General features: G+C 67.6%; 22 protein-coding genes and 2 tRNA genes. 10 read left to right on the forward strand and 14 right to left on the reverse strand.

Features of this window, described 5'->3' with window-relative positions; translation table 11 throughout:
• On the reverse strand, positions 1 to 1374 hold a 1374-nt coding region (locus BoBH3_RS23425; RefSeq protein ID WP_262333280.1), incomplete at its 3' end, for a DNA translocase FtsK.
• Between the two features lie 301 nt (positions 1375 to 1675).
• Here BoBH3_RS23425 and BoBH3_RS23430 point away from each other — a divergent pair.
• The 3 genes from BoBH3_RS23430 to BoBH3_RS23440 all read left to right on the forward strand — a co-directional run bounded on the left by BoBH3_RS23430 (position 1676) and on the right by BoBH3_RS23440 (position 4963).
• A complete protein-coding gene (locus tag BoBH3_RS23430; protein WP_262333281.1) occupies positions 1676 to 2233 on the forward strand; it encodes a L,D-transpeptidase in 558 nt (185 codons plus the stop codon).
• A gap of 121 nt (positions 2234 to 2354) precedes the next feature.
• Positions 2355 to 3038: a response regulator gene (locus BoBH3_RS23435; protein WP_262333282.1), complete on the forward strand. Its 684-nt coding sequence runs from the start codon at positions 2355 to 2357 to the stop codon at positions 3036 to 3038.
• On the forward strand, positions 3035 to 4963 hold the full coding sequence (locus tag BoBH3_RS23440) for an ATP-binding protein (RefSeq protein WP_410050647.1): 1929 nt from the start codon (positions 3035 to 3037) through the stop codon (positions 4961 to 4963). The genes BoBH3_RS23435 and BoBH3_RS23440 overlap by 4 nt, the downstream gene beginning before the upstream one ends.
• A gap of 19 nt (positions 4964 to 4982) precedes the next feature.
• Here the strand turns inward: BoBH3_RS23440 and BoBH3_RS23445 are convergent, their stop codons facing one another.
• Positions 4983 to 5264, reverse strand: coding sequence for a hypothetical protein (locus BoBH3_RS23445; RefSeq protein ID WP_262333283.1), 282 nt, complete (start codon positions 5262 to 5264; stop codon positions 4983 to 4985).
• Positions 5265 to 5449: 185 nt separating this feature from the next.
• Between BoBH3_RS23445 and BoBH3_RS23450 the strand changes: the two genes are divergently transcribed.
• From BoBH3_RS23450 to BoBH3_RS23470, 5 genes are all read left to right on the forward strand, one after another.
• Positions 5450 to 7360, forward strand: coding sequence for a mechanosensitive ion channel family protein (locus tag BoBH3_RS23450; RefSeq protein ID WP_262333284.1), 1911 nt, complete (start codon positions 5450 to 5452; stop codon positions 7358 to 7360).
• 97 nt (positions 7361 to 7457) lie between these two features.
• The gene (locus BoBH3_RS23455; protein ID WP_262333285.1) at positions 7458 to 7685 is read left to right on the forward strand and encodes a cysteine rich repeat-containing protein; all 228 of its coding nucleotides are present in this window, start codon (positions 7458 to 7460) and stop codon (positions 7683 to 7685) included.
• Between the two features lie 41 nt (positions 7686 to 7726).
• Positions 7727 to 8854, forward strand: a complete 1128-nt coding sequence (locus tag BoBH3_RS23460) for an alpha/beta hydrolase (RefSeq protein ID WP_262333286.1) — start codon at positions 7727 to 7729, stop codon at positions 8852 to 8854.
• Positions 8854 to 10002 carry an efflux RND transporter periplasmic adaptor subunit gene (locus BoBH3_RS23465; RefSeq protein WP_262333287.1) on the forward strand — a complete coding sequence of 383 codons (1149 nt, stop codon included), beginning with the start codon at positions 8854 to 8856 and terminating at the stop codon, positions 10000 to 10002. Before BoBH3_RS23460 ends, BoBH3_RS23465 begins: the two co-directional genes overlap by 1 nt.
• On the forward strand, positions 9999 to 13163 hold the full coding sequence (locus BoBH3_RS23470; protein ID WP_262333288.1) for an efflux RND transporter permease subunit: 3165 nt from the start codon (positions 9999 to 10001) through the stop codon (positions 13161 to 13163). Before BoBH3_RS23465 ends, BoBH3_RS23470 begins: the two co-directional genes overlap by 4 nt.
• 179 nt (positions 13164 to 13342) lie before the next feature.
• Here BoBH3_RS23470 and BoBH3_RS23475 read toward each other — a convergent pair.
• A tRNA-Thr gene (locus BoBH3_RS23475) sits at positions 13343 to 13417 on the reverse strand.
• A gap of 203 nt (positions 13418 to 13620) precedes the next feature.
• Here BoBH3_RS23475 and BoBH3_RS23480 point away from each other — a divergent pair.
• Positions 13621 to 13947, forward strand: a complete 327-nt coding sequence (locus BoBH3_RS23480; RefSeq protein ID WP_262333289.1) for a hypothetical protein — start codon at positions 13621 to 13623, stop codon at positions 13945 to 13947.
• A gap of 131 nt (positions 13948 to 14078) precedes the next feature.
• Here the strand turns inward: BoBH3_RS23480 and BoBH3_RS23485 are convergent, their stop codons facing one another.
• Positions 14079 to 15755, reverse strand: coding sequence for an MFS transporter (locus tag BoBH3_RS23485; protein WP_262333290.1), 1677 nt, complete (start codon positions 15753 to 15755; stop codon positions 14079 to 14081).
• Between the two features lie 522 nt (positions 15756 to 16277).
• On the opposite strand from BoBH3_RS23485, the gene BoBH3_RS23490 reads away from it, so the two are divergent.
• Positions 16278 to 16658 (forward strand): hypothetical protein, encoded by a 381-nt coding sequence (locus tag BoBH3_RS23490; protein ID WP_262333291.1) that lies wholly within the window; start codon positions 16278 to 16280, stop codon positions 16656 to 16658.
• Positions 16659 to 16808: 150 nt separating this feature from the next.
• Here BoBH3_RS23490 and rlmB read toward each other — a convergent pair whose 3' ends face one another.
• From rlmB to BoBH3_RS23540, 10 genes are all read right to left on the reverse strand, one after another.
• Positions 16809 to 17594 (reverse strand): 23S rRNA (guanosine(2251)-2'-O)-methyltransferase RlmB, encoded by a 786-nt coding sequence (rlmB, locus tag BoBH3_RS23495; protein ID WP_262333292.1) that lies wholly within the window; start codon positions 17592 to 17594, stop codon positions 16809 to 16811.
• Positions 17595 to 17708: 114 nt separating this feature from the next.
• Positions 17709 to 17793: transfer RNA gene (locus BoBH3_RS23500), tRNA-Tyr, on the reverse strand.
• 185 nt (positions 17794 to 17978) lie between these two features.
• Entirely contained in the window at positions 17979 to 19253 is a 1275-nt protein-coding gene (locus tag BoBH3_RS23505) for a TRAP transporter large permease (RefSeq protein WP_262333293.1), read from the reverse strand.
• Between the two features lie 15 nt (positions 19254 to 19268).
• Positions 19269 to 19874, reverse strand: a complete 606-nt coding sequence (locus BoBH3_RS23510) for a TRAP transporter small permease (protein WP_262333294.1) — start codon at positions 19872 to 19874, stop codon at positions 19269 to 19271.
• A 93-nt stretch (positions 19875 to 19967) separates the two neighbouring features.
• Entirely contained in the window at positions 19968 to 20972 is a 1005-nt protein-coding gene (locus BoBH3_RS23515; protein ID WP_262333295.1) for a TRAP transporter substrate-binding protein, read from the reverse strand.
• A gap of 45 nt (positions 20973 to 21017) precedes the next feature.
• Positions 21018 to 21926, reverse strand: coding sequence for an amidohydrolase family protein (locus BoBH3_RS23520; RefSeq protein ID WP_262333296.1), 909 nt, complete (start codon positions 21924 to 21926; stop codon positions 21018 to 21020).
• On the reverse strand, positions 21923 to 22837 hold the full coding sequence (locus BoBH3_RS23525; RefSeq protein ID WP_262333297.1) for an NAD(P)-dependent oxidoreductase: 915 nt from the start codon (positions 22835 to 22837) through the stop codon (positions 21923 to 21925). The genes BoBH3_RS23520 and BoBH3_RS23525 overlap by 4 nt, the downstream gene beginning before the upstream one ends.
• A gap of 92 nt (positions 22838 to 22929) precedes the next feature.
• Positions 22930 to 24117, reverse strand: a complete 1188-nt coding sequence (locus BoBH3_RS23530; RefSeq protein WP_262333298.1) for a CaiB/BaiF CoA transferase family protein — start codon at positions 24115 to 24117, stop codon at positions 22930 to 22932.
• A gap of 219 nt (positions 24118 to 24336) precedes the next feature.
• Positions 24337 to 25254, reverse strand: a complete 918-nt coding sequence (locus BoBH3_RS23535; RefSeq protein ID WP_262333299.1) for a dihydrodipicolinate synthase family protein — start codon at positions 25252 to 25254, stop codon at positions 24337 to 24339.
• Positions 25255 to 25328: 74 nt separating this feature from the next.
• Entirely contained in the window at positions 25329 to 26846 is a 1518-nt protein-coding gene (locus tag BoBH3_RS23540; protein WP_262333300.1) for a tripartite tricarboxylate transporter permease, read from the reverse strand.
• Positions 26847 to 26866: the final 20 nt, after the last annotated feature.

Below are 26866 nucleotides of genomic sequence, written 5' to 3' on the forward strand. Positions count from 1 at the left end.
GGTGGTGCCCGCGACCAGCAGATGCGGCATGCGGGCGAGATCGGCGATGACCGGCTCGCCGCCGATGGTCTTGCCGAGGCAGAGCGCCAGCTTGTGCTTGGTCGATTCGAAATCCTGGCTCGCGATCAGCTCGCGCAGGAAGACGGTCTCGCGCTTGTTGTTGGGCAGCTCGATGCCGATGGCGTTCTTGCCCTGCACCACCGCGACGCGCGCCGAGATCGCGCTCATCGAACGCGCGATGTCGTCGGCCAGTGAAATCACCCGCGAGGACTTCGTGCCCGGAGCCGGCTCAAGCTCGTAAAGCGTCACAACCGGGCCGGGGCAAGCCTGAACGATCTCGCCCCTGATATTGAAGTCTTCCAGCACGCCCTCGAGCAGGCCGGCATTCTGCTGCAGGGTCTCGATCGAAACCTCGATGCCCTCCTGCTGCTGCGGCTCGGCGAGAAAGGTGATCGGCGGCAGCTCGAATTCATGGGACGGCGACGAGACGGGAACGATCTCAGCCAGACGGGGCCTGACATGGGTCGCGACGGGGTGAGACGCGGGGGCGGCTCCCGGCTCCTCGGCGGGGAGCGCAGGCTCGACCACGGCCCTTTTCCGGACGAGCACGCCTCTTTTCTGCGCCGATACGCGCTGGGCAACGGCTGCGGCGGGTTCCGGCGGCGGAGCGGTCTCGGCCGGCACCTCGACGCCGCGCGTCGGCTCGCCCAAGCCGCCAAGCGAGACCCTCAGGCTTACGCTGTAGGATTGCGTCCAGGCAAAGCTCGGAGCCACAGGAAGCCGCGTCCCGCGCGGCGTCGCGGCAGCGGGCCTCGGAGCGATCTGTTCCGTCTGATCGGAACCGTCGTCACGCCATTCTTCCACTGCCTCGAAAGGCCGGGCGTCTTCCGCGCGGCCACCCGGCGCGAGATCGGCGCCTTCGATGACGGGATCCGGCCCGAGTTCCCAGAATGCGTGATCCGAGATGAAGGCGAAGGGCTGGCTGGCAGGGTCGGCGGCCTCGTCCGGGCCAAGACTCGCTGCCTCATCCCACGCCTCAACGTCCGACGCTTGTTCGAATTCTGCGAACGGCTGCTCGTTCTCCGCATCGGCGTCCGGTTGCGCATGCCCGCTGACCGGTGCGGCCTCCGACTGCCCGTCGCCCCAGACCTGCTTGAACAGATGGTTCGGCGTGCGGGTATAGCGCACGCGGCTCGGTGCCGCGGAAGCCGGTTCCGCGGCAGCCTCGACCGCCGGCTCGCTCGCCGGCGCGCGCTGCGACAGGCGGGCCTTGTCGGGCGTCCGGGTGAAACGCACGTTCGGCGCGAGGTAGAAGGCTGAATTCTGGGCGGCTTCCACCCCTGCGGAGACGGAGCCGCGCGCCTGCCGAGACAATGTCGGCGGCTGCTCCGCTTCATCCGATCGGCCGTGATTCTGACTATCGCCGACTATTCGCAGACCAGATCCAAGATTACGCATAGAAATCCACAAATACTGATGGTCATCGACGGCGGCGCCCAATTCCTAGTCCGGCACGGTTAAGAGGGTATGAACCCGGCCACCGAAAGGCGCCCGCGCCACCGGCCATCGGGCGGCAGGACGCGCCCGAGAGGCCGAAATGCCATGCGCTATCACCGCTTGACCGGCCTCGCCGTTCTCCCGTTAGATTTGCGCGGGGGGCGTCGTAGGGCCATTCATGCTACGCGCCATCGCACTCGTCGTCGCCATCCTCACGCTCTCGGCACCAGCCAGAGCCTATGAGAACCCTCTCAGCCGGGCGCTGTCGGACTTCCTGAACGTCTTCAGCGAACAGGCGATCCCGCGCCGGACTGTCCCGTGGAGGGGCCGGGAGACTCCCGGCACCATCGTGATTTCGACCAGCCAAAGGAGGCTCTACTACATCCTGGGAGACGGGCAGGCGCTGCGCTACGGCGTCGGCGTCGGGCGGCGCGGCTTCAGCTGGTCCGGCACCAAGACCGTCACGATGAAGCGCGAATGGCCGGATTGGCGGCCTCCCGCGCAGATGCTCAAGCGCCGCCCCGATCTGCCGCGCTACATGCGTGGCGGGATCGAGAACCCTCTCGGCGCCAGGGCGCTCTATCTCGGCTCCAGCCTCTATCGCATTCACGGCTCCAACGAGCCGGACACGATTGGCGCAGCCGTCTCCTCGGGCTGCATCCGCATGACCAACCGGGATGTGACCGACCTCTACGATCGCGTCAGAATTGGAACCAAGGTCATCGTGCTGGGCTGATCCGCGGCTGCGAATCCTGAAATTGAGGCTCAGGATCCGCGCGCCCCATGAACATGGCTGTCGCGCTTGATGCCGGCGCGGTTAATATCGCCCACCGCGGCAGCGATTGGGGGGGCGGCGCATGACGTCTCAAGCAGTGGGTCGGTCTCCTGCGGGCGCGATCACGGTCCTGCTCGTCGAGGACGACGCGCCGACCCGCTGGCGGCTGCATGATGCCCTTGCCGCCGCGCCGGAGTTCGAAGTCGTGACTGCGGCGACGCTGGCCGAGGCCCGCGCCGCGCTGGTGGCCGCTGCGCCTCAGGTGCTGCTGAGCGATCTCCAGCTTCCGGACGGCCACGGCTCCGAACTCATCCGCGAGACCCGCCAGCGCTACCCCAAGACCGAGATCATGGTGATTTCGATTCTTGGCGACGAGGAGAGCGTCATCTCCGCGATCATGGTGGGTGCCACGGGCTACCTGCTCAAGGACGCCTTCCCGACCGACATCGCCGCCACGGTGCGGGATCTGGTCGCAGGGCATTCGCCGATCTCCGCCTCGATCGCGCGCTTTATCGTGCGGCGGACGCAGGGGCAGCCGGCGAGCGCGCCGGCACCGGCGCTCAACACCGCCAGGCTGACGCCCCGCGAGATCGACATCCTCTGGGGGATCGCCAAAGGCTTCAGCTATGCCGACATCGCCGAGCATCTCGGCCTGTCGCGTCAGACCGTGCCCGGCCATATCAAGAACATCTACCGCAAGCTCGAGGTCAACACGCGCGGCGAGGCGGTGTTCGAGGCGCTCCAGCAGGGTTTGATCCGGCTGTGACGGCGGGCACGGCCGAAGGCATTCCGAGCGTGGCAGGCAACCGGGTCTACCGCGCCGGCGGCTACGTTCTGGTCCAGGCGCTGATCGCCCTCTGCTGCGTGCTCCTGCTGCGCCAGTCGCCGCCCGAGGCGCCGGCACGCTACCGGCTGACCGAGGCGATGCTCGTCGAAGCCGGCGGCACTCAACCTGCCAACCTGCCGCATCACTATCCATCCCGCTTCACGCTGAACGATCCGCCGCTCTACCGCCTTACATTCGAGCGGCAGGCGGGCGAGGCGGGGCAGGCCTGGTCCGTCTTCCTGCCGCGCTTCACCAACGGCGTCGAGGTCGCAGTGAACGGCGCCGTCGTCCTCGACAGCCGGCGAAATCCCGATGCGAACCGGCCGGATCGCAACACGCCGGAGATCGCCTCCATCCCGGCGCCTCTCCTGCGCGAAGGCGCCAACGAACTGACGGTCAGGCTCTTCGTCTGGGGGCCGCTCACCGGCTTCCTCGACCGCCTCTATGTCGGCCCCGACGAAGCGCTGCGTCCCGCCTATAGCCGGCGGGCTGCGCTGTTTTTGACCCTTCCGGTGGTGTTCTCCTCCTGGCAGGCGATCCTCGCCGTGATCCTCGGCATCATGTGGCTGAAGCGACGTCATGAGCCGGCCTATGGCATCCTCGCTGCGGCCATGGCGCTCGGCACTGTCCAGGCTTTCGTCTCGGCCCCGATGGGGCAATCGCTCTTTGCCGGGCTGAATGCCCTCCTGGTCGCCTCGGCGCCACTGGAAAGCGCCTTCGTGCTGGTCTTCGTCCTGCTCTTTCTCGGGCTGAAGCCGCCGCCTTACGTGGCGGCGATCTTCATTCCCGGGTTGCTGATCGTCGCGATCGGCCTTCTTGGCTCGCCTGACATGGTGCGCCGCGCCTATCTTCTGCTCGGCCCGCCGACGGTCGGCTTCTGCCTCGTCGCGGTCGCGGTCGTCGTCGCCCGCTCGGCCACGACGCGGCGCGATGCGGTGAGCCTGTTCCTCGGCAGCGCCATCACCGTCGTGATGACCTGCTGGGTCCACGACATGCTCTCGGTGCTGAACATCCTGTCGGATCGGCGCATCTTCATTGCCCGCCTGTCATATTCGGCCCTGCTGGTCGCGATTGGAGCCGGGTTGACCTGGCGCTTCGCGAGCGCCCTTAACGAGGTCGACAGCTTTGCCGGCCGCATGGTCGGGCTGGTGCGCGAGGCCGAGGACAAGCTCAGGACGAGCTTCGCGCGCGAGGAGGAGCGCGCCCGCGCCGCCGCGCTCGCCGCCGAGCGAACGCGGCTGATGCGCGATCTTCATGACGGGCTCGGCGGGCAACTCGTCAGCATCGTTGCGCTCAGCGAACGCAACGGGCCGGGCGGCGAGACGATCGGCGAAGCTGCGCGCGGTGCGCTCAGGGATCTTCGCCTCGTCATCGACGCCATGGACGAGATCGATGGCGACCTGATGCTCGCGCTCGGCTCCTGGCGCGAGCGCACCGAGGCCCGGCTGCGGCCGCATGGCATCGTGCTGGACTGGCGCGTGCTGACGCCGGAAGGGCTGCCGCTCCACCCGGAACTGAGGCCCTGGCAGGTCATCCAGATCCTGCGGCTGCTCGACGAGGCGGTCACGAACGCGGTCAAGCATGCCGGGGCACGGCGGATATTCGTCGGTCTGGAAACCGTCGCGCCTGCAGGCGAGCCGGCCTATGGCCGCATCACCGTGGAGGATGACGGCCACGGCTTCGTCCTGTCGCCGGATGGCGAGAGCGCCGCCAATGCGCCGAGGTCGGCCCGCGGCCTGACCAATATGCGCAAGCGCGCCGCAACCTGCGGCGCGCGCCTCGCATTCGCCTCGGGGCCGGCGGGAACGCGGCTCAGGCTCGATCTCCCCCTGCGCTTCCCCGATGCCGAGGAACCGGTTCGCTAGCCTCGGAAGGGAGGCGCGTTCAGCGCCGTCCGACGCGGTTGACCGGGCCGCCGCGGTTCATCGGCGTTCCGGCACGAACGCCGACGCCCGGCGCGCCGACGCCGGGTGTCACGACGGCGGCACGCGCCACCGGAGCGCGGACGACCGGGGCAACAGGGCGCGCGACGCAGCCCTTCGGCACGCCGACCGTCTTGCAATAGACGACGGCTTCGGCCGGCGAGGCGCCGAGCGAAATGGCTGCGAGCGCCGAGAACCCGGCAAGCGCCACACCGGCGCGCGTGAGACCGACATTACCAACCATCGCATGTCCTCCGAATAAGCACGAAGGCCGTCCGGCACGACCGGGCGGCCGCCGTCGCCAACGCGTGACGATCCTGAGGCGAATGCAAGCGAAGCTGTATACCATGAAGATGGGGTGATGGCCGGCCGATTTCCGGGAATGGTGGGCTCGGCCATTTCGTTCCAGGCAGGCATGGAGAACGCAAGATGCAGCTGGGCCAGACCGCCGCACCGACCGTGTCAGCGCCGGGAACCAGCGTGGCGTCGTCGATCGACGCCTTCGAGCGGCTCGCCGGGCAAGCGGAAGGCGAGGCGCTCACGATCATCGCCGCCGCCCCGCGGCTTCCGGGAGCGCTTTGGCAGGTGCTGCCGGGGAATGCAGGCCCGCTGCTGCCGGAGATCGGCCGTGGCCTGTCTGTCGCCGCCGCGGTGGTTCTGGCCTATTGCCTCGTGCGCTATCTGAGCCGAGGCCGCCGCGCCCGGGCAGCGAAGGCGCGCCATGCTCTGGCCGGCATGGTGGTGCTGGCCGGTTTCGAACTGCTCGCCGTGGTTGCCGCGGGCGTGACGGCTCGCGGGTTGCTGGTGCGCGGGCTGGGCATCGCGCCTGGAAGCGGGGGCTTCGCGCCGGAGCTGGCCATCGCGACCGTGCGCTGGCTGCTGGGGCTGACACTGGCGCTGATCCTGCTCCAGCCGACCGTCCCTCGGTTTCGCCTGGCGGAACTCGACGACGAGGGCGCGCGCAAGGCGGTGTGGCGCATCGCCGTCCTCTTCGCCATCGGCCATGCCCATGTCGTGCTGCTGAATGCGGCGCAGCGCGCCGGGCTGGAAGCGCCGATGGTCAGGCTCCTGTCCTGTATCGTCGCCATCGGCATGGCGGCGAGCGCGCTGCGGCTGCTCGGCCGCCTCAGGCGCCACGGGCTGCGGCCGGCCACGCACGGAATCGCGGCCACGCTGGTGTCGGCCGCGCTGATGCTCTGGATCTGGGGGTGGCTGACACACGAATTCGATCTGTACTATGGGGCGATCGGCACGATCACCGTCATGCTGCTCGCAATCGCGCTCGACCGCGCGATCGTGGTCAGCATCCGCGATTCGCGCCGCCGTTCGGCCATGCGTCTGCTTTTCCTGCTGCGCGTCGTGGTCGACGCAGTAGCAGCCGCTTTCGTCATCCGGATCCTCGTCGACTTCTGGGCGATGGATACGTTCGGCCTGATCTCCGCGGCGGAATGGCCGGGCTTCGCGCGCCGGCTGAACTTCGCCTCCTTCGTGCTCGTCCTTGGGATCACGCTCGCGGCGGCGATTCACGCCTGGACGGAGGAGAGGCTGACTCCGCCAGAAGCCGGAATGAGCCTCGATGAGCGCCAGCAGCGGGCCGCGCGGCTCTCGAGCGTCCTGCCGATCCTGCGTTTCGTCGCGATCGGGCTGATCGGCGTCGTCTTCTCGCTCGTTGCGCTGTCCGCGCTCGGCATCGACACGACGCCGATCATGGCCGGCGCCGGCATCGCCGGCCTGGCGATCAGTTTCGGCTCGCAGACCCTGGTCAAGGACGTCGTCTCGGGCGTGTTCTACATGGTGGATGACGTCTTCCGCCTGGGTGAGACGATCGAGGCCGGCGGGCGCTCGGGACGGCTCGAACGGATCAACCTGCGCAGCGTGCGCCTGCGCGACGATGCCGGGCGGGTGCACACCATTCCGCTCGGCGATCTCGGGGCGGTGACCAACCACAGCCGCCGGCTGCTGCGGCTCACGGTCAGCGTTCCGCTCGAGGCCATGCCAGAGCAGGCCAAGTTCGCCCGCTTCAGCCGCAACGCAGCCGCGGCGCTGCGCAGCGAGCCGATGATCCATGCAGCCATCGCCGGCGACATCGGGGTGAAACTGCGCGAGCCCGGCGAGGACGCCGGCGGCGAGATCGTGCTTTCCTTCAACATGGCCGCGGCGGCGGCCGGCCACGCCCAGGCGTTGGTTCAGCGCCTGGTCGAGGAGGCTATCGAGGAGGCGAGGCTGCCAGCGGTCCCGCAGGCGGTCAGCGTCGCCGTCTCCGATCCACCGGGCGCGCCGGCTCAAGCGCCTCAAGCGGACGGTCCAGCCGCGGCGGCGCAGCCGCAAGCGATGCCATGAACATGGCATAGGCCGCGGCGCCATCTTCGCCGATGGTCGGCTCGCCCATGGCCGAACCGATGCCGGGGCGCGAGGCACTCCCATGAAAGGATCAGCCATGAACAGGTCGCTTCTCCTGGCGTTCGCGCTCGTCGTCGCGAACGGCTCCGCCGCCCTGGCGCAATCGGGGCCGAGCTCGGACGAGCGGGCCGCCTGCCGCTCCGACGCGGGCAAGTTCTGCTCCTCCTTCGTTGGCAAGCCGGCGCAGATGAACGGCTGCCTGCGCGACAACAAGGCGAAGCTCTCCGAAAATTGCCGCAAGGTCGTCGAGGCGCGCGGCGGCTGAAGCTGGCGGCGGCCGGGAGGGCGGATCGAGGCGGGATCATCATGGCCTATGCGACGAAAGGCACCGGCGCGGCGGTTCTGCTCGTCGCAGGCTTGCTCATGGCCGGCTGCGTCGGCCCGGGGAGGGGGCTGCTGGTTCCTGTCTACGATGCTGGTGCAGGGCAGAAGCGCACCATCCTGGCCGTGACGACCCGGAGCCCGGCCCCAGAGCCGCCAGGCCATCTCTTCTCGGGCGAGCGGGCCGAACGAGCTCGCTTCGCCAGCCTGACCCTGTCACTGCCGCCGGATCGCGCGCCGGGGTCGGCCCCGGCCGATGCCGACAGCCCCGACCCGGCCAGGCACATCGTCCTGATCTCCTCGCACGACCTCGACCAGGCCGGCTTTGCCGCACAGGTCCGAGCTGCCGGGCCGGGGAGGCGACGGGCGCTCGTCTTCACCCATGGCTACAACACCGCGTTCGATACAGCCGTGATCCGTATGGCGCAGATCGCCGAGGATACCGGCTTCAAGGGGGTGCCGATCCTGTTCAGCTGGCCCTCGCGCGGCGGGATCGCCGATTACGGCTACGACAAGGATTCCGCCAATTACAGCCGCGACGCGCTGGAGAAGCTGCTCGCGACGCTGGCGCGCGAGCGCTCGATCGAGGGCATCGACATCTTCGCCCATTCGATGGGCAACTGGCTGACGATGGAGACTCTGCGCCAGCTCGCCATCGCCGGAGATCGCAAGACGCTCGGCCGGCTTGGCAGCATCGTTCTCGCCGCGCCCGATGTCGACATGGATGTGTTCCGCACCCAGATCGCCCGACTTGGTCCACTCGCCGCGCATATGACCGTCTACGCCTCGAAGGACGACTACGCGCTGCAGATCTCGCGCCGGCTGTTCGGCGGCAAGATCCGGGCAGGCGAGAACACCGACCTCGCCCAGTTCCGTGCGCTCGGGCTGTCGGCGCATGACCTCTCAGCGGTCGAAGGCGGCATCGGCCGCAACCATGGCAAGGCCTTCGGCGACGGGGCGACCATCGCCGCGATAGGCAAGGCGCTCGCGAATGGCCAGGAGAAGGGGCAGAATAGCGCGCTTCTCGCCGGCAGCCTGCAGCAGCTCGGGCAGTCGGTTTCCACTTTCGGGGAGGCCCTGCTTCCTTTGCCAATGCCGGGGAGCCTGCGCTGATGGCCGGATCGACGACTCGCAACCTCGCGGCCCTGCTGGGTCTGACGTCAGCCCTGCTGGGCTGCAACGACAAGCAGGCCTATCAGCCTCCTCCGCCGGCCGAGGTTGGAGTGGCGCTCCCGGTGCAGCGCAATGTCACCAGATGGATCGAGGTGACCGGCCAGACTAATGCCGCCAAGCGGGTCGACCTCGTCGCCCGTGTTCAGGGCACGCTGACCGAGATCCGCCACAAGGACGGCGACGCCGTGAAAAAGGGCGACGTGCTCTTCGTCATCGAGCAGGACAATTACAGGCTCAACCTGCAACTCGCCGAGGCTTCCGAGGCCCAGCAGAGTGCTCTTCTCGCCCAGGCCGAGGCCGACCTCGCCCGCCAGCGGCAGCTCGCCAGCCGGCAGGCCGCCTCGGAAGCGGCGCTCGACAATGCTCTCGGCAAGCGCGATTCGACCGCCGCCGCGCGCGACCAGGCGGCGGCGCAAGTGGCGCAGGCCAGGCTCAACCTCGCCTATACAGAGGTGAAGGCGCCATTCGACGGCATCGTAACGGCGCGCAAGGTCGATGAGGGCGCGCTGGTCGGCGTCGGTGGGCCGACCCTGCTCGCGGCTGTCGTCCAGAGCGATCCGATCCAGGTGAAGTTCTCGCTCGATGAGCAAATCGTGCTGCGCATCCGCGAGGCGATGCGCCAACGCGAGCTGACCCTGGCGGGTCTGGGGCAGATTCCGGTGGAGATCGGGCTGAACACGGATAAGGGCTATCCCTATCGCGGCCGGCTCGATTATGTCGCGCCCGAACTCGACGGCGCCAGCGGCACGCTCGGCGTGCGGGCCGAGATCCCGAACCCGGACCGGGCGCTTCTGCCCGGTCTGTTCGTGCGCGTGCGGGTGCCGCTGCAGCGGGACGTGCCCGCACTGCTCGTCCCGGACAGCGCGCTCGGTGCGAGCCAGGCCGGCCGCCATTTGCTCGTCGTCAACGATCAGGATGTCATCGAACTGCGTCCGGTCGAGACCGGTGATCTCGCCGAGGGCGGACTCAGGGTGATCGCCTCCGCCATCACGGCTCAGGATCGCGTCGTGGTCGGCCAGGCCGACCGTGCCTTGCCCGGCGCCAGGGTCCGGCCGGTGACGGCGGCGGCCGCGACGGCGAGGCATTGATGACGCGGTTCTTCATCGAGCGGCCGGTGCTGGCCAACGTCATCGCGGTGCTGACCGTCATCCTCGGGCTTGTGGCGCTGCTGGGCCTGCCTGTTTCGCAATATCCGAATGTGGTGCCGCCGACGGTGCAGGTCACGGCGCGTTACCCCGGCGCGAGCGCGGCCGTGATCGCGCGCGAGGTGGCATTGCCCGTCGAACAGAAGGTCAATGGCGTCGAGGGCATGATCTACATGTCCTCGACCTCGACCAGCGATGGGCTGTACACGCTGACCGTCACCTTCCGTATCGGGACGGACGCGGACAAGGCGCAGATCCTGGTTCAGAACCGGGTCGCCTCGGCTCTTCCGCAACTGCCCTCCGTGGTCCAGAGCCAGGGCGTCCAGACCAACAAGCGCTCGACAGCGATCCTCGAGATCGTGGCGCTGACCTCCAGCGACCCGCGCCATGACAGCCTGTTCCTGTCGAACTATGCGACGCTGAACCTGCTCGACGAGATCGCGCGGCTGCCGGGCGTCGGCAATGTGAGCGTCTTCGGCGCGGGCCAATACGCGATGCGCCTTTGGCTGGACCCGCAACGGCTGCAGGCGCGCGGTCTGCTGCCGGTCGACGTGATCAACGCGGTCAACCAGCAGAACCGCTCGGTCGCCTCCGGCCAGCTCGGCATGCCGCCGACGGCAGGAGAGCAGGCCTTCCACTACACGCTGCTCACGCCCGGCCGGCTGGACGAGGTCGCCGATTTCGAGAGCATCATCGTCAAGGCAGACGGCACGAATGGCGGCCGCATCACAAGGCTGAAGGACGTGGCGCGAGTCGAGCTCGGCGCGCAGGCATACGGCCAGGACTTCAGGCTCGACGGGAGGGCGGCGGCCGGTCTCGCGGTCTTCCAACTGCCGGAGGCCAATGCTCTGGACGTCGCCAGGCGCGTCGAGGCGAGGATGGAGGTGCTCGCCGGGCGCTTCCCGCAAGGCATGAGCTGGAGCGTGCCGTTCGACACGACGCGCTTCGTCGAAGCCTCGATGGCGGCGGTCTACCGGACGCTGATCGAAGCGGCGGTGCTCGTCCTGCTGGTGATCCTGATCTTCCTGCAGGATTGGCGCGCGACATTGGTGCCGGCGACCACGGTGCCGGTCACGATCATCGGTGCTTTCGCGGCGATGGCGGCGCTTGGCTTCACCGTCAACATCTCGACCCTGCTCGCCGTCGTGCTCGCCATCGGCATCGTCGTCGACGACGCCATCGTCGTGGTCGAGGGGGCGACCAAGCACATGGAGCGTGGGCTGGACGCGCGCGAGGCTACGATCGCCGCGATGCAGGAGCTGATCGGCCCGATCATGGGCATCACGCTGGTGCTGATGGCGGTGTTCCTGCCGGCCGCCTTCCTGCCCGGCTTGAGCGGGCAGATCTACCAGCAATTCGCTCTCGTCATCGCTGCGACCGCGCTCATCAGCGCCGTCAATGCGGTGACGCTGAAGCCGGCACAATGCGCGCTCTGGCTGCGCCCGCCCAGGCATCTGCATGAGCGCGCGCTGGTCTTCCGCCTGTTCGAGCGCGGCTATCTCGCCTGCGAGCGCGCCTATGCTCGCCTTATCGCCGGGCTCGTCCGCCGCAGCCGGCTGGTCTTCACGCTCACGCTCATGCTCGTCGGCCTGTCGGGTTTCGCCTTGAGCCGGATTCCGACTTCGTTCCTGCCGGTCGAGGATCAGGGCTATCTGCTCGCATCGGTCCAGTTGCCGGACGGCGCTTCGCTGGCGCGCACGACGCGGGCGCTGGAGGAGGTCACAAGGCGGGCCAAGGCCGTGCCCGGCGTCGACAAGGTCATCGCCATCGCCGGTCTCTCGGCGATGAACGACAATGCCAGCCTCGCCAATGCCGGCGTCGCCTATGTCATGCTCACCGACTGGAAACTGCGGAAAAGAGGCGAGGATCTGCTCGGCCTCCACACCGCGTTGTCCGAGGCTTTGTCCGGGCTCGATGACGGCAACGTCCTGGTGTTGCCGCCCCCGCCGATCCAGGGCATCGGCAATGCTTCGGGCTTCACCATGAAGGTCGAATTGCGCGACGGCAGCTTTGACTATCAGAAGCTCCAGCGCCTTGCGGACGCGATCGCCGAGCGCGCCCGCGAACAGAACCTGTTCCAGGCGGCGCGCAACACCTTCAGCGCCAGGGCGCCCCAGGTCGAGGCGGTGATCGACCGCACCAAGGCAGAGACGCTCGGCATCTCCTTCGGCACGGCGACGGATGCGCTCGGCGCCTATATCGGTTCGGCCTATGTCGGCCAGTTCAGCAAGGCGGGCCGCGTCTTCCAGGTCTATGCCCAGGCCGAGGCCCCGGCGCGGATGGAGGCGGGCGATGTGCAGAGCCTCAAGGTCCGCAGCAAGAGCGGCGAGATGGTGCCGGTCGGCGCCTTCGCCGACATCCGCAGTACCGTCGGTCCTTCGCTGATCAGCTTCCACAACCTCTATCCCGCTGCGACGCTGATCGGCGCGCCGAACCGCGGCGTCAGCTCCGGCCAGGGCCTCGCCATGCTCGACGCAATCGCGGCCCAGACGCTGCCGCCCGGCACGGACTATGAATGGAGCGCGCTCTCCTATCAGGAGAAGGAACTCGGCGGACAGGTCTTCATCGTCTACGGCCTGAGCCTGCTCCTGGTCTATCTGGTCCTCGCCGGCCAGTATGAGAGCTGGATCGCGCCGCTCGGCGTCATCCTGTCGGTGCCGCTGGCGCTGCTCGGCACCGCGGGCGCGATGCTGGCGCTCGGCCTCTCCAGCAATCTCTACACCCAGATCGGCCTCGTGCTGCTGGTCGCGCTTTCGGCCAAGAACGCCATCCTGATCGTCGGTTTCGCCCGTGACCTGCATCTCAAGGACGGCATGGCGCTGGCCGATGCGGCGGTCGAGGCGGCACGGCTGCGTCTGCGGCCGATCGTGATGACCTCACTCGCCTTCATCCTCGGTCTGGTGCCGCTGGTGCTGGCAAGCGGAGCGGGGGCCAACGCCCAGAAGTCGATCGGCTTCGCGACGCTGACGGGGATGCTCGGTTCGACCCTGCTGACGATCGTCGTCGTGCCCTCGGCGTTCGTGGTGCTGCAGCAGCTCGAGGTACGCCTGGGCAGGGGCAGGGCGCAACCGTCGCCGCTGCCATGGGGCGGGCCTGTGCCATAGCGGCGCGGCTCCGAGTGCTCGTTCAGACGCTCTGCAAGAGGAGCTTGTCGCGAAGGGCGGCAGGCTGTCCGTCATTTGCGGCGGGCGGATGCATGAAAAGAGGCAAACTACGGTTCCGGTGGCTGCTGATTCTCATGAGGATCCAGCTGCGCAAACGGGTGCTGGCGAGCAGGAAGTCATGGTGCCGGCGGAGAGGATCGAACTCCCGACCTTCGGTTTACAAAACCGCTGCACTACCGCTGTGCTACGCCGGCCCGCTTCCGGCCTTTCGGCCGGGCCTGCCCTCTCGCGGAATTGTCGTTCCGCCAGCGGGCTGCGTTAGCGGTTAGCAGCAGGCGCTGGCGAGGGCAAGCCACTCCGGTTCGCGGCAGTGTCGGCCCTGGACGGCTTGCCACGTGAACCTCCCTTGCAGGAACGATCGTCGGCCCCAGCCGTTCTCGACCGAGGAGGGCAGGTCATGAAAGCCGCGAAGCCATCGAGTCTCTTTGCTGGGATTTGCGCCGGGATCATCTGGGGAGCGTTGATCGGGGCGCCGGGAGCACAAGCCCAGAACTCGCCTCATCCGCCGACGCGCCCATCTCCGGATAATGAGGGCCTGAACCAGGGCGGGTCCATCGGACAGGAGGGAACCGGTTCGCTGCCGCAGCAGATTCAGCCGAACCAGGACAGCCCGGTCCTGGGCCGGGGCGAGACCCCGCCCTCGAAACAGGACCCCGGCCATCAGCATTCCGGCCCTGCGCAATCGCTGGAAGAGAGCAATCCGCCCAAAGCGCCGACGCGGTAGCGCTGGCGCCTATGTCGTTTCCGCGGGCGGGCTGCAGTCCGGGCCCGCGCATGCGCGTTGCGGCTGAATTCCGCTGAACGAAAAAGGCCCCGCCTCGGAAGGCGGGGCCTCGGATGACAGACCTTCTCAGGTCAATTGTTGTCGAAGGTCATGATGTCGCGATCCTTGGTCTCGGGCACCAGCAGCAAGCCGATCACGAAGGTCGCGAGGGCAAAGACGATCGGGTACCAGAGGCCGTAGAAGATGTCGCCCGTGCCGGCCACCATGGCGAAGGAGGTGGCTGGCAGGAGACCACCGAACCAACCGTTGCCGATATGGTAGGGCAGCGACATGCCGGTATAGCGGATGCGGGTCGGGAAGAGCTCGACCAGCGCCGCCGCGATCGGCCCGTAGACCATCGTGACGTAGATGATCAGCACCGTCAGGATCGCGATGACCGTCAGCGACTGGCCGCCGAAGAGCGCGCCGAAGAAGCCGGTCTTGACGATGCGGGCGTCACCGGCGGCGGGATAGCCGGCAGCGACCGCCTCCTTGGCGATGTTCGCTGCGAAGCTGCCGTCGATGGCGACATCCTTGCCGTTGACGGTGACCTTGGCGGCGGTACCCGCCGGGGCCGGCGCCTGGGTGTAGACGATCGCCTGCGTCGCGAGCGTGCGGCGGGCGATGTCGCAAGGCTGCGTGAAGGTGCGCACGCCCACCGGATCGAAGACCGAACCGCAGGTGGCGGGGTCGGCGACGACCTGCACCTTGACGTTGTCATGCGCCGCGGCGAGGCCGGGGTTCGCTGCCCTGGTCAGCGCGCCGAACAGCGGGAAGTAGGTCAGCGCCGCGATCAGGCAGCCGGCCAGGATGATCGGCTTGCGGCCGATCTTGTCCGAGAGCGAGCCGAAGAAGATGAAGCCGCCGGTGCCGATGATCAGCGCCCAGGCGATCAGCACGTTGGCCGAGTAGAGATCGACCTTCAGGATGCTCTGGATGAAGAACAGCGCGTAGAACTGGCCGGTGTACCAGACCACGGCCTGGCCCATGGTGAGGCCGAACAGGGCGATCAGCGCGATCTTGGCGTTCTTCCACTGGCCGAAGGCCTCGGAGAGCGGCGCCTTGGAGCCCGTGCCCTCTTCCTTCATCTTCTTGAAGGCCGGCGATTCCTGCATCTGGAGGCGAATCCAGACCGAGATGGCCAGCAGGAAGATCGAGAGCAGGAACGGAATGCGCCAGCCCCAGGCGGCGAATTCCTGCTCGCCCATGTTGACGCGGATCACCAGGATGACGATCAGCGAGAGCAGCAGGCCGAGTGTCGCGGTGGTCTGGATCCATGAGGTGTAGAAGCCGCGCCGGCCGACCGGGGCGTGCTCTGCGACATAGACAGCCGCGCCGCCATATTCGCCGCCGAGAGCCAGGCCCTGCAGCATGCGCAGTGCGATCAGGATGACCGGGGCGATCCAGCCGATGGAGTTGTAGCTGGGCAGCAGGCCGACCAGGAAGGTCGAGGCGCCCATGATCACGATGGTGACGAGGAAGGTATATTTGCGGCCGATCAGGTCACCCAGGCGGCCGAAGAACAGCGCGCCGAAGGGGCGGACCAGGAAGCCGGCGGCGAAGGCCAGCAGCGCGAAGATGGCGCGGGTGTTGGCGTCGAAGGCCGAGAAGAAGTGCGCGCCGATCATCACGGCGAGCGAGCCGTAGAGATAGAAATCGTACCACTCGAAGACGGTGCCGAGCGAGGAGGCCAGGATGACCTTCTTCTCCTCCTTCGTCATCGGGCGCGGTGCCGCCTTCGAAGCCACTGATTGCGATGCCATGCTCATGGCGTGTCTCCCCTTGTGAAGCCCTGAAGCCGGGGGCCGCCCGGCTGGTTCCTCGATCTGCCTCGTCCGCATTTCTGACGTGCGGTGAACGGGCTGCCGGATGACGGACGAATCCCTTCATGCCGGCTTGCGCGAGAGGTTTGCGCGCGGATGGTTGCGGGAGCAATCAAGCACTTGGTCTTGCACCTTTCGTCTTAAGACGAACGGCGGAAGGGCCTGGGAGCTGCACGGAGAGGGCGGAAGCGGGCCGCAATGGCGGCTTCCCAGCGGGTGCGCGCTCACTATAATGATGAGTCGAAGGCCTGACGAGATGCTTTCCGAGCTTGGTCGAGGAGAAGCGCGATGCCCCGCCTGATCGTCACTCTATCCTGCATTGTTCTGGCCGTCGGCGCGGCGTCCGCTGCGAACGCCGCCGGCCGCGGCGGAGCGCCGGGAGGCTCCATGGGGTTTGGCCCTGCGCGAGGCTTCGCCGCGCCTCCTATGCGCGGGGCGCGGGCCTTTCGCGGGGAGCATCCCAGGCGCATGTTCGGACATGGCTCGCCCGGCAGGCCTCACCGCTACGCCCGCGGGGGAGGCTACGGCGCTCCGTGGCCCTGGTACGACTCCGATGCGCAGGCAGGAGGCGTCACCGTCATCGTGCGGCAAGAGCCGCCGCCGATTGTGGATCCCTATTCCTTCGAGAACCTGATCGCGCGGACCGGGATCAGGCCGGCGCCCACGCCGGAGCCCGTCATCTATCGCCTCGAAGGTCCGCGCGACCGGCCGACCACGCGCGTGATCCGGATCGGCGCCGACCTTGAGCAGTCTGGCCATGGCGAGCGTCGCGCCCGCAGCCGCGTCGGCCAGAACCGCATCGCCTCTGCCGAGACGGGCGCGGTGCTGCTGCGCGTGCCTGCGCGCTAGAGCCCGCGCCGATCAGATTGCGCAGCAATCCGATCGGGCCACGCCTTCTCTATCCATAGTTTAGAGGCGGATTCACCGATCAGGTTGATTCAACCTGATCGGATCCGGCTCCAGATTGCCGCGCGTTCCGTCAGGATGCGATAGCGTCGCTCAGCGGCGGCTGGCGACGTAGAGCGCGATCGCGGTTGCGTTCGAGACGTTGAGGCTGGTGATCGCGCCCGGCACTTCCAGCCGTGCGACATGGTCGCAGAGTTCGCGCGAGCGCTGGCGCAGGCCCTTACCCTCGGCCCCCATCACCATGACGAGCGGCCGGCGGAGCGTGACCTCGTCGAGCGCGATATCGCCGTCCGAATCGAAGCCGACGCGCAGGAAGCCGCGCTTGCCGAGCGTGTCCAGCGCGTCGCCGAGATTGCGCACGGCGATGAGCGGGACATGTTCCAGCGCGCCCGAGGCCGATTTCGCCAGGACGCCGGTCGCAGCCGGGGAATGGCGGATGGTGACGATCACCGCCGCGGCGCCGAAGGCGGCCGCCGAGCGCAGGATGGCGCCGACATTGTGCGGGTCGGTGATCTGGTCGAGCGCCAGAACGACCGCATCGTCGGGCAAGCTGTCGAGATCGGGCGAAGGCAGGGGATCGCAGACGAGATAGAGCCCCTGATGCACCGAATCGGGCGTCAGCAGCCGATCGATCTCGGAGGGGCGCACGATCTGCGCCTCCAGCGGAAGCGCGCCGACCAGCTCTTCGAGCCGTCGCAGCCCGTTCTCGGTGGCGAGCAGGCGGCGGTGGCGGCGCTGGGGGTTGCGCAGCGCCTCGACCACCGGGTGGACGCCGTAGAGCACGGCCTCGCCGATGTCGCCCGGCCGATGCGGCGGCGGCCCGTCGGGCCTGCGGCCGCCTGTGGGCCTTGTGTGCTTGGGACGGAACGGCGGGGCCATCGGTGTCTCCGGAATTCGTCCGCCTGCCGTGCCACGGCGCGGCGCGCTTGGCCAGAGCCTGCGCGGGATCGAGGCCGAAAGCCGAGTGCGATCCGATGCTTTGATAAGGGATGGTGGTGGGGGAAGCAGGACTCGAACCTGCGAAGGCATAGCCAGCGGATTTACAGTCCGCCCCCTTTGCCGCTCGGGACATTCCCCCGCCTGCGCCCGTGACCGGCTGCTGGAGCCGAGGGCTGCCGATATGTCACTTTCGCGACGAGCGGCAGGCGCGGGCGGACTTATGGGGACCGGGCCGCACCCTGTCAACGGCAAAAAGCCAGCGGAGCCGAATTCGTTCCCGAGGGCTGCCGGCGCGGCGAGGGAAACGCCTCGCCGAGGTGCGCTCTAGCGGATCATCTTCGGCAGCCAGAGCGTCAGCTCGGGCCAGATCGTGATGATGAAGAGCGAGACGAAGAGCGGGATGTAGAAGGGCATCACCGCCTTCAACACTGCCGACATCGGCGTCTTCGCGATGTCGGACAGCAGGAACAGCGCCAGCCCCATCGGCGGTGTCAGCAGGCCGATCATCAGGTTGAAGACGAAGATGATGCCGAGATGCACCGGGTCGACGCCCGCCATGGTCAGGGGCGCCATCACTAGCGGCGCGACCAGCAGCGTCGCCGTCGTGCTGTCGAGGAACATACCGACGATCAGCAGCAGCACGTTGACGACGAACAGCAGCATCAGGGGGTCTGTCGAGATCGACAGCAGGCTGCGGGTGAAGATCTGCGGCAACTGCTCGATCGTCATCACCCAGCCGAACAGCGCCGCGGCCGCGACGATGATCAGCACGGCCGAAGTGGTCTTGACCGTGTCGAACAGCGCGAAACGCAGCCGGGCCCAGCTCATGCCGCCATAGAAGACCGTCGCGATGAGGAGGATGTAGGCGACGGTGATCGAGGCGGCCTCGGTCGGCGTAAAATAGCCGAGCAGCATGCCGCCGACGAGCAGGAGTGGCGTCATCAGCGCCGGTGCCGCCGGCCAGAAGGTGTCCCAGAGCTCCTGGAAAGTGGGCCAGCGCTTCGAGCGCGGGTGGCCATATTTCTTCGCAAGCCAGGCGACCGTGAGCATCAGCAGCGCGACATAGAGCAGCGCGGGCATGATGCCTGCGATCAGGAGCTGGACGATCGAGACGCTCGTCGCCGAGCCATAGATGATGAGCGGGATTGAGGGCGGGAAGATCGGCCCGACCACGGCGGAGGCGCCGGTGATCGCCGCCGAATAGGGGCGGCTGAAGCCGGCCCGGACCATGGCGCGGATCTCGATGCGCCCCAGCCCGCCGATGTCGGCGAGCGCCGCGCCCGAGGTGCCCGAGAAGACCAGCGATCCGATGACGTTGACCTGGGCGAGGCCGCCGGGAACGCGTCCCCCCAACGTGTGGGCGAAGCGGTAGATGTCGGAGGTGATGCCGCTCTGGTTCATCAGGCTGCCGACGAAGATGAAGACCGGCACCGCGACGAGCGGGAAGGAGTCGAGCGCATAGGTCATGCGCTGCGCCACCAGCTCCAGCGGGAAGCCGGAGAACAGGACATAGAGCAGCGCTGGGACGGCGATCGCGACGACGACCGGAAAGCCGATGATGAACAGCGCGACGAAGGCGAGGATGATGGTGATGGCCATGGTCGGGCTGCCTTCTCAGTGCCGCATGTCTTCGGGCAGATCGAGCGCTTCCTCGGGCTCGTGCTCCTGCGGGAAGGTGACGTAGAGGGGGCGATCCTGGATGACCTTGACCAGCAGGATGCCGCATTCGAGCGTGCTCATCATGAAACCGAGAGCGGCCGCGCCGAGGAATATCCAGTAGGGGATGCCCAGTGTCGGCGTGGCATTGTCGAGATTGGTGCCGATGGCGATGAGGCTCGCCACCGCCATCGCCCCGAAGGTCGCCGTGGAAACCGCGGCGGCGGAGAGCTTGGCCAGGCGTGTCATGCCGGCGGGCATCAGCCCGACGAACTCGTCCATGCGGATGTTGGCCCCGGCCGAGATGACGTAAGGCAGGGCGAGGAAGGTCGAGCAGATCAGCATGAAGCGCGCGAGTTCCTCGACGCCGATGATCGGCAGGTTCAGGATTTCGCGCGAGACGACCTGGATGAAGGGCAGCGAGACCATCGCGACGAGCATGACGAGGCTGCCCCAGCGAAAGACCCAGCGCAGCGGCTCGACGGCGCGATCGATCGCATAGGTGCGGCTGTCGACGGCGCCCACCAGGATGGGCGCGTCGACGACGATATTCGGAGTGTGCACGAGGCGCCTCTCTGGCAGGTCGGGCTGTCGGATCAGTCGAGGATCGGCTTTGGCGACAGGGGGCGCCGGAGACGGGCTCCGGCGCCCCGCCCGTCACTTCACGTCGGCGATGCGCTGGGTGATCGGTCCCCAGGTCGGGAAGTCGGCATTGACCTGGGCACCGACCGATTTGCGGAACTCGTCGACCTTGAGCCCGTCCTTGTCGGTGATGAAGGTCATGCCCTTCTTCTTCAGCTCGTCGATGAGCTTGACCTCGGATTCGAGTCCGAGCTTCAGCGTGTCCTCTCCGACCTCCGCCGCGACGGCGGCGACGATCGCGCGGTCCTTCTCAGGGATGGCCTGCCAGCTGCGCTCGTTGATGAAGACCGGGAGCACGTTCTGCATGTGGCTGGTCAGCATCGCGTGGCTCTGCACCTCATAGAGCTTGTTCGCGTTGATCATGGTCAGGGGGTTCTCCTGGCCGATCACCATGCCTGTCATCAGCGCGGTCGGCAGTTCCGCCACCTCGACCGGGGTGGGGATCGCGCCCATGCCCTTGATCATCGTCGTCCAGAGCTGAAGCGGCACGCCGCGGAAGCGCTTGTCCTTCAGGTCGGCCGGAGAATAGACCGCCATCTTCGCCGTCATCTGGCGGGCGCCGCGGTAGAGGCGGCCGATGATGCGGATATTGGCCTGCTTGACCAGCTTCTCCGACATCTCCTTCATGATCTCGGACTTGTTGGGATCGGTCGCCGCCATGGCGTGCGTGCCGTCGCGATAGATGAACGGAGCGGCGAAGGCCGCGATCTCCGGCATCAGCCGCGCCAGCGAGGCGAATTCGTGATGGGCGAGCGGGATGGCGCCGCTGCGCACGCCGTCGACGGTCTCCTGCGCGCCGCCGAGCTGCGAGTTCGGGAAGACCTGGACCTTGACGCGGCCTTCAGTGCGGTCCTGCACGCGCTTGGCGAACTCCTCCGCGTACCAGTACTGGATGTCTCCTTCCGAGCCGACATGGGCGTAGCGAATGGTGACCTGCGCCGCTGCGGGCGCGGCGACGCCGAGCGAGAGCGCCAGCGCCGCTGCGCCGGCCAGACTTTTCAGTGCCTGCCTCTTGTTCATCCGTTCCTCCGTTATCGTTGCCGGCCTTATCGTTGGAATACGGGGTCACAGCCGGTAGATGCGCACCGCATTGTCGTGAAAGAGCTTGTCGCGCTCCCCTTCCGTTCGATCGGCCGTGGCCGCGAGAAAGCCTGAGAAGATCGTGTCGAAATCGCCCACCAGCCCGTCGACCGGGAAGTTGCTGGCGAACATCGCGCGATCGACCCCGAAGATGGCGATGGTATCGCGGATGACGGGGGCGTTGTCCTCGACCGTCCAGGGCCGGCCGGGCAGGCCGATGCCGGAGATCTTGATCGCGACGTTTTCCTGCTCCGCTGCCTTCTCCAGCGCCTTGCGCCAGGCGGAGAGAGCCTCCGGGCTGCGGTCGGCCGGCAGGCCGGTGTGGTTGACGATGAGCGGGGTGCGGGGGAAGTCCTTCGCCAGATCGGCCGCGGCATCGAGATGCCACCAGGGCGTCTGGAGATCGTAGGAAAGGCCGTGGCGCTCCATCAGCGCATAGCCGGCGCGCCAGTTCGGATCGTCCATCGAGCCGGGCGCGCCGCGTCGTGCTTCCTCGGGAGTCTGCGTCGCCTCCGGCTTGTGTCGGACGCCCCGCACGACCGGGATCGAGGCGTGGGAGGCGAGCAGCGCGGCGGCATTCGGTGCGGCGAAGTCGCACCAGGCGACGACCACGCTGGGTACGCCGTGCTTTGACGCCACGGCCGCGACCCAGCGGCTCTCCTCGGCGGCGAGATCGCGGTTCCACTCCGCCTCGACATAGACCGAGCCGACCACCGGCCAACCAGCCGTGTCCCTGCGATAATCGGCCGGCATGTAGTCGTGGCACATGGCCGAATAGTCGCCGTAGCGGAAGGGCTTCCGCTCTTCCTTCAGCCAGGGCAGGTCGTTGGCGAGGTCCCAGACATGGTGGTGCGCGTCGATCACGGCGCGCGGGCGAGGCGGCAGCGTGGTCATGGCCGCGTTCCGCGTTCAGCCGCCTCGTGCTCGTAGAGCTTCACCACGGCGGCGGAGTCCGACATCTCATGGCCGAGCGCGACATAGTCCTTGTAGCGCTGCACGCCCTGCTCGATGACCTTGAGGTCGAGCCCGAGATCGCCCGCGAAGGCGGAGACCGCCTTGAGGTCCTTGAGGAGCTGCCGGGCGTAGGAGGAGGGCGGCTCGAAGGCGCGCTGCTGCATCTGCGGATAGAGCCGCTGCAGCAGGCTCGAATCCGCGTGGCCACCGGCGAGGCATTGCGGCAGGCGGGCGGCGTCGATGCCGGCGGCCTCCGCCAGCATCAGCGCCTCGGCCATGAGGACATAGCCGGTGCCGACAATGGCCTGGTTCAGGATTTTCGTGGTCTGACCGGCGCCGACCGGGCCCATCAGGGTGACATTGCCGGCCATCTGCTCGAGGACCGGCTTCGCCAGCGCGAAATCGGCCTCGGAGCCGCCAGCCATCACCGTCATGCCCCCCGTCCGGGCGAGCTGCGGACCGCCGGAGACGGGGGCGTCGATCCAGCCCGCGCCGGTGAGTGCCTTGAGCTTGGCGGCGGCCTGGCGGGTGCCTTCGGGGTCGGCGGTGGAGAAGTCGATCAGCAGCGAAGGGCCGCGCCCGGCCGCTGCCACGCCATCCTCGGCGAAGACGCAGCGCTCGACGGCCTGCATATGCAGCACGCAGAGCATGACGATGTCACTCGCGGCGGCGACGGCTCGCGGCGATTCAGCCGCCACCGCCCCATGCGGGACGACGGTATCGAGCCGTTCGGGCTCCAAGTTCCAGACCGTCACGGGGAAGCCGAGATCGAGCAGGCGGCGCACCATCGCTTCGCCCATGATGCCGACGCCGATGAAACCGATGCGCGGGCGGGTGGCGGGGGAGTTCAAGAGGCTTGCCTCCGGCTGTTGCGGGACGATGACCTATCCGGCTGCGGACAATTCACGGCTGCCCCGATGAGGGGCCGGCCGTCAGTCCGCGATCAGGCGCTTGCGGTCTGGCGTGCCGGTGCGAGCAGGCCCTTGGCGACCAGTTCCGCGCGGATCTCCCCGCCATGCTGGTCGAGGAGGGGCGGCGGCAACCGGATCTGCTGCGGCGTCTCGCTGAGCTTCACCGGGAAGCCCAGCGCGCGGAATTCGCCTTCGACCGGATGCGGGACCATCTTGACCATCTCGCGCGCGACCGCCTGCTCGCTGACGACGGCCTCGCCATAGTCGAGGATCGGGGCGGCCGGCACGCCGGCCTCCAGCAGTGCGTCGATCCAGTCCTGGGCCTTGCGGGTCAGGAAGGTGGGAGCGAGGGCGTCGATGAGGGCGAGGCGGTTGACGATGCGGTTCGCGTTGGTGGCGAAACGCTCCTCCTGTTGCAGATCCTCGCGGCCGATGGCCTTGATGAGCTTGAGCCAGAGCCCCTGGTTGGCGGCGCCGATGACGAACCAATCGTCCGAGGCCTTCACCGCCTGATAGGGGGCGGACATGCGGTTGGCGGAGCCGATCGGGACGGGCGAGCGCCCGGTGCCCCAGAGCTCGGTCGTCTCCCAGACGGAGAGTGCGAGTGCGGCCTCGAACAGCGAGGCGTCGATGAACTGTCCCTTGCCGGAGTTCTGGCGCCCGATCACGGCGCTCAGGATCGCATAGGCGCTGAAAAGTCCGGCGCCGAGATCGGCCACGGGGATCGAGTTCTTGGCGGGCTCCATGTCGGCGAAGCCATTGGAACTCAGCACGCCCGATACCGCCTGCGCCATCAGGTCGAAGCCCGGCCGCTGCGACCAGGGGCCGGTCTGGCCGAAGCCGGAGATGCTGGCATAGATCAGGCGGGGATTGATGGCGCTCAGCGTCTGGTAGTCCATGCCCAGCCGGCCGGCGACGCCGGGGCGGGCATTCTCGACCAGCGCATCGGCGGTCTTCACCAGCGCGTAGAGCACCTCGCGGTCCGCCGGATCCTTGAGGTCGAGGGTGATGCTGCGCTTGTTGCGGTTCAGCGCGAGGAAGCCGGGGCTGTCCTCCCCCTTCATCCGGAAGCCCATCGACTGGCGGGTCGAATCCCCGGTGCCGGGCGGCTCTATCTTGATGACGTCGGCGCCCATGTCCGCCAGCAGCATGCAGCAGAACGGCCCGGCCATGACCTGCGAAATATCGAGCACCCGGATGCCTGCGAGAGGCAATGCCATGGTCAGTCTCCTTCGTTTCCCCCGTCCCCTGTCGTTTTTCGATGGAGACATCCCGCCATTTCGAGTGCGGGCTTTATGTTTGCAGATGACACGTCGAGGCGTTCTGCATGCTGTATACTATGTAGGATATGTTGGGCTTCGCTGTCCTGTCAAACACCGAATGGGGCGCTAAATCAGGAGGATAGGGCGAAAGCCTATCTTCCTGATTCATGAGCCGGATCAGCGAGCCCAGCGCAGGGCGAGGGGATCGAGCTGCCGGGCGAGTTCCAGCAACTGCGCACGCGTATCGGGATGCAGCGCGGTCAGCGGGTGGCGGACGGCGTCGGAGCGGATCACGCCGCCCTCCTTCATCACCGCCTTGGCCGAGCGCAGGCCGCACTGGCGGTTCTCGAAGTTGATGATGGGCAGCACGCGCGCATAAAGCTCCATCGCCTTGGCGCGGTCGCCGGCGAAGAAGGCGGTGAGGATCGGCTTGATGAGGTCGGGGATCATGCCGCTCGTCATGGTGCCGGTGGCGCCCGCGTCGAGATCGGCCATCAGCGTGATGCCTTCCTCGCCGTCGAAGGGGCCGACGACGGCGTCGCCGCCCGCCGCGATCAGCGAGCGCAGCTTGCCAGCGGTGCCCGGCACCTCGATCTTGAAGTAGCGGACGAGCGGGACCTCCTTCGCCAGCCGCACCATGAAGGGAACGGTGAGCTGCACGCCGGAAAGCGGAGCGTCCTGCAGGATGATCGGAATGCCGCAGGCATCGGCGACGATCTTGAAATGCTCGATCATGCCCTGCTCGTCGGCCTTGAGCAGCGCGCCGTGATAGGGCGGCATCATCATCAGCATCTTGGCGCCGGCCTGGGCCGCCGCCTTGGCGCGGGCTGCGGCGATGCGCGTCGAGAAATGCGAGGTCGTGACGATCACAGGCACGCGGCCGGCGACCTGCTCCAGCGAGAGGCGCATCACCTCGTCGCGCTCGGCGTCGGTGAGCAGGAACTGCTCGGAGAAATTGGCGAGGATGCAGATGCCATCGACGCCCTGGTCGACCATCAGGTCCATGACGCGGCGGTTGCCCTCGATGTCGAGATCACCGTTCTCGTGGAAGATCGTCGGCGCGATGGGCAGGACGCCCTTGTAGGGTTCGGTCATGGCGGCTCTCGTCTGCAAGGCTTGAAGAAGTCGAGTCTTAGGTCAGCGGGGCCAGATCGGCCACCGCGCGGAACTCATCCCCGCGCGGCGCGGGCGGCGGTCAGCCGCCTTGCATTGCGCCACAGCAGCTGGAGCGGATGGAGAAGCAGCAGGGCGAGGCCGATCGCCATCAGGCTCGTCACCAGCGGATTCGACCAGAAGATCGAGAGCGAGCCCTGGCTGAAGATCATCGATTGTCGGAACGCATCCTCCGCCTTGTCGCCGATGACCATGGCGAGGATCATCGGTGCGATCGGATAGTCGAGCTTCTTGAAGCCGTAGCCGACGATGCCGAAGGCCAGCGCGAGCCAGATATCGAAGGGCTTTCCGGCCACGGTGAAGGCGCCGATGAAGCAGATCACCACGATCAGCGGCCCGATGATCGAGAAGGGGATGCGCAGGATCGAGGCGAAGAGCGGCACCGTTGCCAGCACGACGACGACCGCGACGACATTGCCGAGATACATCGAGGCGATCAGACCCCAGACGAAGTCCGGCCGCTCGGTGAAGAGCATCGGGCCGGGGTTGAGGCCCCAGATCATCAACCCGCCCATCATCACCGCCGCGGTGGCGGAGCCCGGTATGCCGAGCGCGAGCATGGGCAGCATGGCGGCGGAGCCGGCGGCATGGTCGGCCGTCTCGGGCGCGATCACGCCCTCCGGCTCGCCCTTGCCGAATTTTGCCGGGTTCCGCGAGGAGCGCTTGGCCATGGCGTAGCTCATGAAGGAGGCGGCCGTCGGCCCGCCCGGCGTGATGCCCATCCAGATGCCGATGATCGAGGAACGGAGCAGGGCAAGCCAGTAGCGCGGCAGCTTGGCGGCCGTGCGCAGCACATCGCTCACCCGGACCTTGGCGGCTATGCCGTTGAACTTCAGCCCATCCTCCATGGTCAGCAGCAATTCGCCGATGCCGAACAGGCCGATCACGGCGATGAGGAAGCTGACGCCGCCGAGCAGGACGTCGAAATCATAGGTCAGGCGGATATTGCCCGAGACGGTATCCATGCCGATCGAGGCCAGCGTGAAGCCGACGCCCATGGCGACGATCGACTTGAAGGCCGAGGAGCCGCCGAGGCCGATGAAGCTCGCGAAGGTGATGAAATAGACCGCGAAGAACTCGGGCGAGGAGAAGCGCAGGGCGAACTTCGCGACCCAGCCGGACAGGGCGGTGATGAGAAGGACGCCCGCGAGCGCGCCGATGCCGGCCGAGAGGAAGGCGAAGGAGAGGGCTTCCGTCGCGCGTCCCTGCTTGGCCATCGGGTGGCCGTCGAAGGTCGTGGCGACGGAGGAAGGCTCACCGGGGATGTTGAAGAGGATCGAGGTCGTCGAGCCGCCGAACAGCGCGCCCCAATAGAGCGACGTCAGCAGGATGATGGCCGAGACCGGGTCCATCGAGAAGGTCAGCGGCAGGAGCAGTGAGACGCCGTTCGGCGCGCCGAGGCCGGGGAGGACGCCGACGAGGATGCCGAGCAGGACGCCGCCCATCATCAGCGCGACATGGTGGAAGGTGAGCGCGACAGAGAAGCCGTGCATCAGCGAGGCGAAATTATCCATGGCGCGCTTTCGTCATGGGG

The sequence above is a fragment of the Allobosea sp. BH3 genome, assembly GCF_025499465.1.
Lineage (GTDB): Bacteria > Pseudomonadota > Alphaproteobacteria > Rhizobiales > Beijerinckiaceae > Allobosea.

Excerpts from the sequence above, each read along its gene's own strand:
- BoBH3_RS23430 (WP_262333281.1), top strand. The coding sequence starts at position 1,676 with ATGCTACGCGCCATCGCACTCGTCGTCGCCATCCTCACGCTCTCGGCA.
- BoBH3_RS23435 (WP_262333282.1), top strand. The coding sequence starts at position 2,355 with ATGACGTCTCAAGCAGTGGGTCGGTCTCCTGCGGGCGCGATCACGGTC.
- BoBH3_RS23445 (WP_262333283.1), bottom strand. The coding sequence starts at position 5,264 with ATGGTTGGTAATGTCGGTCTCACGCGCGCCGGTGTGGCGCTTGCCGGG.
- BoBH3_RS23450 (WP_262333284.1), top strand. The coding sequence starts at position 5,450 with ATGCAGCTGGGCCAGACCGCCGCACCGACCGTGTCAGCGCCGGGAACC.
- BoBH3_RS23455 (WP_262333285.1), top strand. The coding sequence starts at position 7,458 with ATGAACAGGTCGCTTCTCCTGGCGTTCGCGCTCGTCGTCGCGAACGGC.
- BoBH3_RS23460 (WP_262333286.1), top strand. The coding sequence starts at position 7,727 with ATGGCCTATGCGACGAAAGGCACCGGCGCGGCGGTTCTGCTCGTCGCA.
- BoBH3_RS23465 (WP_262333287.1), top strand. The coding sequence starts at position 8,854 with ATGGCCGGATCGACGACTCGCAACCTCGCGGCCCTGCTGGGTCTGACG.
- BoBH3_RS23480 (WP_262333289.1), top strand. The coding sequence starts at position 13,621 with ATGAAAGCCGCGAAGCCATCGAGTCTCTTTGCTGGGATTTGCGCCGGG.
- BoBH3_RS23485 (WP_262333290.1), bottom strand. The coding sequence starts at position 15,755 with ATGAGCATGGCATCGCAATCAGTGGCTTCGAAGGCGGCACCGCGCCCG.
- BoBH3_RS23490 (WP_262333291.1), top strand. The coding sequence starts at position 16,278 with ATGTTCGGACATGGCTCGCCCGGCAGGCCTCACCGCTACGCCCGCGGG.
- rlmB (WP_262333292.1), bottom strand. The coding sequence starts at position 17,594 with ATGGCCCCGCCGTTCCGTCCCAAGCACACAAGGCCCACAGGCGGCCGC.
- BoBH3_RS23505 (WP_262333293.1), bottom strand. The coding sequence starts at position 19,253 with ATGGCCATCACCATCATCCTCGCCTTCGTCGCGCTGTTCATCATCGGC.
- BoBH3_RS23515 (WP_262333295.1), bottom strand. The coding sequence starts at position 20,972 with ATGAACAAGAGGCAGGCACTGAAAAGTCTGGCCGGCGCAGCGGCGCTG.
- BoBH3_RS23520 (WP_262333296.1), bottom strand. The coding sequence starts at position 21,926 with ATGACCACGCTGCCGCCTCGCCCGCGCGCCGTGATCGACGCGCACCAC.
- BoBH3_RS23530 (WP_262333298.1), bottom strand. The coding sequence starts at position 24,117 with ATGGCATTGCCTCTCGCAGGCATCCGGGTGCTCGATATTTCGCAGGTC.
- BoBH3_RS23535 (WP_262333299.1), bottom strand. The coding sequence starts at position 25,254 with ATGACCGAACCCTACAAGGGCGTCCTGCCCATCGCGCCGACGATCTTC.
- BoBH3_RS23540 (WP_262333300.1), bottom strand. The coding sequence starts at position 26,846 with ATGGATAATTTCGCCTCGCTGATGCACGGCTTCTCTGTCGCGCTCACC.